Origin of the sequence: Anaeromonas frigoriresistens (genome assembly GCF_016820655.1) — a bacterium.
Taxonomy (GTDB): domain Bacteria; phylum Bacillota; class Clostridia; order Tissierellales; family SIT17; genus Anaeromonas; species Anaeromonas frigoriresistens.
Genome location: NZ_WSFT01000048.1, coordinates 47,095 through 54,434 on the forward strand (window position 1 = coordinate 47,095; position 7,340 = coordinate 54,434).

Annotated in this window: 8 protein-coding genes; 6 read left to right on the plus strand and 2 right to left on the minus strand. The window is 28.5% G+C overall.

Translation table 11 applies throughout. From position 1 onward, the window contains the following. Window positions 1-314 precede the first annotated feature (314 nt). The 5 genes from GOQ27_RS12950 to GOQ27_RS12970 all read left to right on the plus strand — a co-directional run bounded on the left by GOQ27_RS12950 (window position 315) and on the right by GOQ27_RS12970 (window position 5,180). A complete protein-coding gene (locus GOQ27_RS12950) occupies window positions 315-1,127 on the plus strand; it encodes an ABC transporter permease (protein ID WP_203367298.1) in 813 nt (270 codons plus the stop codon). 11 nt (window positions 1,128-1,138) lie between these two features. Beyond that, the gene (locus GOQ27_RS12955; RefSeq protein WP_203367299.1) at window positions 1,139-2,125 is read left to right on the plus strand and encodes an ABC transporter ATP-binding protein; all 987 of its coding nucleotides are present in this window, start codon (window positions 1,139-1,141) and stop codon (window positions 2,123-2,125) included. Beyond that, the gene (locus GOQ27_RS12960) at window positions 2,118-2,936 is read left to right on the plus strand and encodes an ABC transporter permease (protein WP_203367300.1); all 819 of its coding nucleotides are present in this window, start codon (window positions 2,118-2,120) and stop codon (window positions 2,934-2,936) included. The genes GOQ27_RS12955 and GOQ27_RS12960 overlap by 8 nt, the downstream gene beginning before the upstream one ends. A 110-nt stretch (window positions 2,937-3,046) precedes the next feature. Next, entirely contained in the window at window positions 3,047-4,081 is a 1,035-nt protein-coding gene (locus tag GOQ27_RS12965) for an ArsR/SmtB family transcription factor (RefSeq protein WP_203367301.1), read from the plus strand. Window positions 4,082-4,166: 85 nt separating this feature from the next. Next, window positions 4,167-5,180, plus strand: a complete 1,014-nt coding sequence (locus GOQ27_RS12970; protein WP_203367302.1) for a phosphotransferase — start codon at window positions 4,167-4,169, stop codon at window positions 5,178-5,180. Window positions 5,181-5,240: 60 nt separating this feature from the next. Here the strand turns inward: GOQ27_RS12970 and GOQ27_RS12975 are convergent, their stop codons facing one another. Together GOQ27_RS12975 and GOQ27_RS12980 are read right to left on the minus strand one after the other, a co-directional pair. Beyond that, a complete protein-coding gene (locus tag GOQ27_RS12975; protein WP_203367303.1) occupies window positions 5,241-5,840 on the minus strand; it encodes a YidC/Oxa1 family membrane protein insertase in 600 nt (199 codons plus the stop codon). 59 nt (window positions 5,841-5,899) lie between these two features. Next, window positions 5,900-6,130 carry a hypothetical protein gene (locus tag GOQ27_RS12980; protein WP_203367304.1) on the minus strand — a complete coding sequence of 77 codons (231 nt, stop codon included), beginning with the start codon at window positions 6,128-6,130 and terminating at the stop codon, window positions 5,900-5,902. 215 nt (window positions 6,131-6,345) lie between these two features. Here GOQ27_RS12980 and GOQ27_RS12985 point away from each other — a divergent pair, with 215 nt between their 5' ends. Further along, the gene (locus GOQ27_RS12985) at window positions 6,346-7,053 is read left to right on the plus strand and encodes a DUF421 domain-containing protein (RefSeq protein ID WP_203367305.1); all 708 of its coding nucleotides are present in this window, start codon (window positions 6,346-6,348) and stop codon (window positions 7,051-7,053) included. Window positions 7,054-7,340 lie beyond the last annotated feature (287 nt).

Genomic DNA, 7,340 nt, shown 5'->3' on the forward strand with positions numbered 1-7,340 from the left:
AATTGTATATATTAATATTCATACTATTGTATGAATATTAATAAGTTTTTGTTATATTTTTATTTATTTAGAAAATATAATAAGTAGATTTGTAATTCAGGAGGTTAAATTGAATATGAGTTTATTGAAAAAGCTAAAGAAAAAATGAGGATGCTAGAAGGTATATTCCTAGGGCAGATGGTACATTATTAATTTTAATTATATAAGAGAAAATAAAGATTGACAGATTAATATATAGTGAGTATAATACATCCACCTTAAGGGAAGTGATTTTTTAATTAACTGACGAGTTAATTAAAAGAAGGAGGAGAAAAATGCGTACAAGAATTTTATATGCAACATTTAAGAGAAACTTTATTATTCAAAGGAGGGCCTACCCATTAGAATTTTTCATAGGTAAAATCTTAAGTGCCTTCTATACAGTTTTAACAGCCTACTTTATGTATAATCTTTTATTTAAAGGGCAACTGAATGACTCATTTTCTGAATTTACTGGAACATCAGATTATATGTCCTACGTAATTTTAGGAGGTGGTATATATCTTTTTGTGGTAGGTACTTTTTTAAATGTAAGTAGAAGCTTAATCACTGAAATGAGAACAGGCACAATTGATAGTTTGATGATTGCTCCCTTTGATAGAGTAGGTTATTTTTTTGGAAATATGCTACAACAAACCTTCACTACTTCTATGGAATTTCTATTAGCAATTATCATCAGTATACCTTTTGGGATAAATCTCACAGGGATCAACATACCAGCTACAATATTAGCTTTTTTGATTTCTTTAGTGGCCTATTTTGGTATGTCTTTAATTTTAGCAGCGGGAATGCTTTACTTTAGAGATACCTATATATCACAGAATACAGTTTTTTTAGCTATTTTACTTTTATGTGGTATTACATATCCAATAGAATATTTGCCTCAATGGGTTCAATATATTTCTCATATAATACCGGTGACTACTTCACTAAATATGATAAGAAATAGTGTTATATTAGGGATGGGAATACCAGAGCAGCTAAACAACTTTGGTTATCTTATGATATTAGCAATATTATATAGTGTTATAGGATTTAAGTTATTAAAAAGAATAGAAAAAATTGCTTTAGAAAATAACTTAGCATAGGAGGGGTCTAGGTGATAAAAACAGAAGGATTAAGTAAGACATATGTTACAAAGATTAAAAAAGGGTTATTTCATAAAGAAAAGAAGAAGGTTGAAGCTGTCCAAAACTTAAATATGGTAATTAATAAAGGGAAAATCACGGGGCTGCTAGGTATTAATGGGGCAGGGAAAACCACAACTATAAAGATGCTATCTACTCTAATAGAACCAACCAAAGGAACAGCTATTATAGATGACTTGGATTTAAAAAAGGATGCTAATGAAATCAAGAAGAAAATCAATATGATAGCTGGAGGAGAGAGAATGCTTTACTGGAGACTTACCGGAAAAGAAAATCTCTGGTATTATGGGCAGATTTACAATATACCAAAAGACATTTTGATAAAACGAATTAATAAGCTTTTAAAACTTGTAGGTCTTTTTGATGATAAAGATACTCCAGTAGAAAGATATTCAAAAGGAATGAAGCAAAGGTTACAAATAGCAAGGGGACTTATTAATGATCCAACTTATATTTTTATGGATGAACCTACTTTAGGATTAGATGCACCTATAGCCAGAGATTTAAGAGAATATGTAAAGAAATTAGCTGATGAGGAAGAAAAGGGGATTCTTTTAACCTCTCATTATATGAATGAAGTAGAGGAATTATGTGATTATATATATGTATTAGATAATGGTATATTAATTGCTGAAGGAAGTGCTAAAGAATTAGCTCTATTAGTTAATGATCACAAAATATTAAGAATTGAGATAGATGAATTATCATTTGAACTAGAAAAAGCTATTAACAATATTTGCACTCAATTTAGTGGGGAGGTCAAATATACAAGAAGAGAGCAGCATGCAGAGATATACTTAACAACAAAAGAAGATGTTAGTACCAGTATAGCAACTCTTCTAACTCAGTATAATGCTTCAATCAAGAAATTTTTATCCGAAGAGCCTAAGTTAGAAGATACTATTATTAGCTTAGCAAGGAGGGAGAAAAATGTATAGATTCTTTTGGAGAGTGGTAAAAGCTGAAGCATTAAAAAAACATCGTACTACTTTTCATAGTAAGTTAGTGTATTTTTCAATGCTAATCTGGCCAATATTAACCTTTGCAGTGGCATATTTTACATATAAACCTTTTAAATTGAGTGCGGGAGCAGAAAAGGTAGGATATTTAAATGATAATAATCTAGTGATTTTTATTTTGATTGGTTATATTGCCCATATGTTTTTTCATTCTTTAGTCCAATCAGCTTGGGGATTTTCTTCAGAAAGATTTTGGGGTACATTAGAATTAATATATCTATCTCCAGCTAGTAGGCTAGCTTTTGTATTAGGCAATGCCATATCTTCGCTTTTTGAGAATGTTTGGTTATTTATAATTTTTGCAATTATGATGTTTCAATTTTATGGAGAATTATATTTTCCAGGGATTGGGTTAACGGTGATAGGTACTATAACATTAATAATTCCTGCTATAGCTTGGGGGATGTTTCTGAATGCATTATTTTTATTTTCCCGAGATACAAGAATACTTTTTACTATTTTAGAGGAACCAATGGAGTTATTTGGAGGTGTAAAACTACCAGTGGCTATTTTCCCTTTATGGGCTAAGATTATAAGCTATATATTTCCTTTAACTTACTCTATTAAAATATTAAGAAGAATTTTCCTCAAAGGAGAGGAACTGGTACAATTACTACCTATTTTAGCACTAATATCTTTGGTAACACTAATTATGATAATTATTACGATTTTATTGCTAAAATCAGGAGAAAAATATGCTAAGAAAACAGGAAATATGGCTTTATTTTAAAGGTATATCTTAATTGCTGTAGAATTCAATAAAGTAGATATATATATGAAATTTAAAATACTAATTAGATGAAATAGATATGGATTTATTTCTTGTATTGAGGTGAAAGTATGAAGATATACCGACAATCTTATAATGGCTGGAAGATAGAATTTCTTTATTCTCCTTATTTTGAAATGATTTGTAGCTTGCATGTATTAGTGAATCCAGATCATCATATAAAGAAATTAGAATGGGCAAAAGAACAGAGAAAAGCAATAAATGAAAAATTATTAAGGGACATTGATGACTTTGGCAATAGATATTTTGAATGGTCCTCAGCCCTGGATTTTCAAATATTATCTGAATCGGTCAATAGTTTAAGTATCATAGAAGCTTTGGAGTATATTCAGAATATTGATCTAGATGTATTTATGGATGTATTAAATAATAAATATTTTGTACCTGGAGATAAAATTAAAAATCACTCTGGGAAGTTAAGGTGTAAGGAAAACAATGAGTATGATATAGAGCAATGGCAAAAGATAAGGGAAAAATTCATTTCAATACTTAAAGAATATTATTACTTACATTTTCAAGATGAACTTAAAAAGATTGAACCTTTCTTAGTAAGAAGTCTGAAAAGACATAAGGTGTATAGTGAAAAAATGGAATTTTTAGAGTTTATAAAGACATTACATAATAGAATAGAGATTGACGACGAAGCCTTCCATTTTCATAAATATTATCGATTTGATTTAAATTTCAAAGAGATAACAAAAATTCTTATTAATATAAGTTCCTTTATTGATCCGCATTTACTATTGGGTATCATGCCAGGAGGGTTATTAAATTTGACTATTCGTGCATGTGGGAATGAAGATTACACAGAAACAATACCTCAGGACTTAAAAAAAGGTCTTAGGGCATTAGGAGATGATTCTCGTCTTAAAATTTTAAGAGCTATATATCGAAATCCTAAGAGCACTCAAAAGCTTTCCAATCAATTGGGATTAACTGAAGCTTGTATTTCTAAACATCTAAAAGTTTTGAATGAAGCTGGAATTGTGTATAGTATGAGACAAGGTCATTTTAAGCTATATGGAATAGATACAATGGCGATAGATATTTTACCAATGAATATCTACCAATACTTAGATAGTTAAAATCAATTTAAATACCTATTTGTTTTTCGATAAGAAGAGTACTTAAGAATATGAATAATAAAATTTAGAGTGAAGGGGGATAAAAATGAATAATCAAAGCTATAATTTACAGTTTGAAAAACTATGTAATAAATTACAAATAGGAAATATAGTAGATACTCCTTTACCTATATCAGGAGGACTTTTACACAAAATGTATTCTATTAAAACCCTAGAAGGTAAATATGCAATCAAAGCATTAAACCCTCAAATAATGTTTAGACCTATTGCAATGGAAAACTATATTAACTCTGAAAAAATAGCAAAGATTATATCTAATAATGTACCTGCCCTACCGGCTAAAAGGTTTAATGATAAATTTATCCAAGAAGTTGACAATCAGTTTTATCTTGTATTTGATTGGATAGAGGGTAGAATACTTAAAGCTAATGAACTTAATATAGAGCATTCTAAAAAAATAGGTAATATTCTAGCAGATATACATCATACAAATTTTGCTGAAATTGAAATAAAAGAACATATTACTAATGATGAAGAATTAATAGATTGGAATGACTATGTACAAAAGGGAAAAGATGAAAATGTGGTATGGGCTAATAGGTTATCTGAAATCATTGATAAACTTTATTATTGGAATGAGAAGGCAAATGAATCTGTCAGAAGTCTTTCATCGAATATGGTTATCAGCCATAGAGATTTAGACTGTAAAAATGTTATGTGGAATCAAGGATCTCCCACAATTATTGACTGGGAATCGGCTGGATATATAAATCCTATGCATGATTTAATCGAAACAGCTATATACTGGTCTGAAGATGTAAATGGAAATATTAACAAAGAAAAGTTTCTAGCCTTTATAAATGCTTATAAAAAGAAACATGGAAAATTACAGGCAAATTGGAATAATGTATTATTAAATGGATTTTCCAATAAATTAGGTTGGTTAGAGTATAACTTGAAAAGGTCTTTGAGTATTGAATGTGCTGATGAGGAAGAACAACATCTAGGGACTTCTGAGGTAATGGAAACTATAAATCTTCTAGTAGGTTATGAAGGTGAAATTGCTCAATTAGAAGAGTGGTTGAATAATGAAATTTAATATACTATTAAGTAGTCCCTCTTTTCCATTGGAAAAGAGGGATATATTTTTATCATTAAATTAAAGAAACAGTCTTTGAGTACTTTGAATAAATGAAGATGTTACAAAGTAGATTCCCAAGGCTGATGGTACATTGGATACCAATAAAACTGCCATTATAGTTGGAACAATAACTAATTGTTTAGATATCTTTGGTACCTCAGTAGTCTTTATAATACTCATACTTACTAAAATGTTTGGCATTATTTGTACTAGTACATATAAAATAGGAAGTATGAAATATGGATCCGGTACTGATAATGATGTCAACCAAGGGAAAATATTAGTTGACACGCTAGTAATATTATTTGTAAATAATCTATACATTACAATGAAAGCAGGCATTTGAATAAACATTAATAAAATACCTAAAAAAGATTTAGAGTTTTTAGCATAAAGCGCCTGAAGTTCCTCATTCATCTTAGATTCATTATTCTTATATTTTTCTTTTATTACATTAGTTTTCTCTGTTAAACCTTGCATGGATTTCATAGATTTCTTTTGCTTTATAGTTAGAGGTAAGAGTACCACATTAAATAGCATCGTTATTAGTATAATGGTTAATCCATAATCATTAGTTAAACTGTTCATGTTATCAAATAATATTTGTAATAAATTCATCAAAATTATACAACTCCTTCTAATATTGAGATATACTTGGTAGTCTAGTATTTTCAATATTAGAATTCTACTACATACAACCATAATTGAAATTTATTATAAGTATCATAATTTTTGGTAGATAGTTTATTAAGCATGATGTATTTAAAATAGCAATCTTTAGCCTTTGAAATATCGATATTATGATATATACCTAAGCTCAAATCATAATTCTTCACTATATATACAAAAGTAAAAAATATAGTTATAAAGGAAAATATCATAAATAGAACATCTAAATCAAAAGGCATATACACCATCCTCTCTAAAATATATTATCTAAATATTATGTCTTTACACGCCTAATTTTATAATATAATTAACTCTAATGCAATAGACGAAGTATCATATTACCAAAATGTGAAATGTTTAACCTTGATTAAAATTTGAAGAAATACATATTTAAGAATAGAAGTCGGTATACTAGTAGCAATAATTTGAATGAATTGCTATGGAGGTATAAAATGTGAACTTTTTCTATGGGCAAGAATCTTTAACAATTATTCAATGGATTTTAAGAGGAGTTATAGCATATCTTGTGCTTCTATTAGCTGTAAAAATATTAGGTCAACGTTCAATTTCGCAATTAAGGCTTCTAGATTTTATTATAGCTATTACCTTAGGTAACATATTAGCTCATCCACTTTCTGATGAAGGATTAGGAATGGTAGGTTCAATAACTACTACTGCTGTTTTAGTAATTATGTATATTTTTTCTTTAAACTTAACGTTAAAATTTCGAGTGATAGAAAAGTTTTTTTCTCCTGCACCACTTCCTATTATAAGAAATGGAGAAATTATATATAAAAATTTAATTAAAGCTAAGATTTCCTTGGATTTTCTATTATCAGAACTAAGGGTTGAAAAGATAGATGATATCAAAAAGATTGCTATTGCCTTATGGGAACCTGGAGGTAGAATATCTGTATTTTTAGACTCTTCTTATCAATCTGTTACATCTCAGGATATGCAAATATTAAAACCTCCTTTTTCACTACCCTCGGTGGTGATAAGAGAGGGAACTATCGATATTAATGCATTACAAGATATAGATAGGACACAGGAATGGCTTATTGATACACTAAATAGAAGATATAAAACTGAGATTAAGGACATTCTATTAGCAACAATTGGTTCGAACTATAATATACAGATCTTTTTAAAGAAGAATTAAAAATAATTTCTTTTTAAAACTAAACTAATATTAAAAATTCTAATAAGATAAATGGATTTTTGATTTTATATAGAAATGCTAAAAATATAGAATACTTGCAATGTGATATTATATTATCTTTTATGATGTGAATAAAAAAGTAAGAATATTAATATAGATAAATAATAAATATGAAGGTATAAGTTATGAATTCATTAAAGTGGACCCCATGTCAAGGACATTTTAAAAAAAGAGCTTAGATAGTACTCTTATGTCACATTTGTGATATAAGGGTACTTTTTATGCTT

Bases quoted from the DNA above. Each gene is read 5' to 3' on its own strand.
- GOQ27_RS12950 (WP_203367298.1), top strand. From the start codon at position 315: ATGCGTACAAGAATTTTATATGCAACATTTAAGAGAAACTTTATTATT.
- GOQ27_RS12960 (WP_203367300.1), top strand. From the start codon at position 2,118: ATGTATAGATTCTTTTGGAGAGTGGTAAAAGCTGAAGCATTAAAAAAA.
- GOQ27_RS12965 (WP_203367301.1), top strand. From the start codon at position 3,047: ATGAAGATATACCGACAATCTTATAATGGCTGGAAGATAGAATTTCTT.
- GOQ27_RS12970 (WP_203367302.1), top strand. From the start codon at position 4,167: ATGAATAATCAAAGCTATAATTTACAGTTTGAAAAACTATGTAATAAA.
- GOQ27_RS12975 (WP_203367303.1), bottom strand. From the start codon at position 5,840: ATGAATTTATTACAAATATTATTTGATAACATGAACAGTTTAACTAAT.
- GOQ27_RS12980 (WP_203367304.1), bottom strand. From the start codon at position 6,130: ATGCCTTTTGATTTAGATGTTCTATTTATGATATTTTCCTTTATAACT.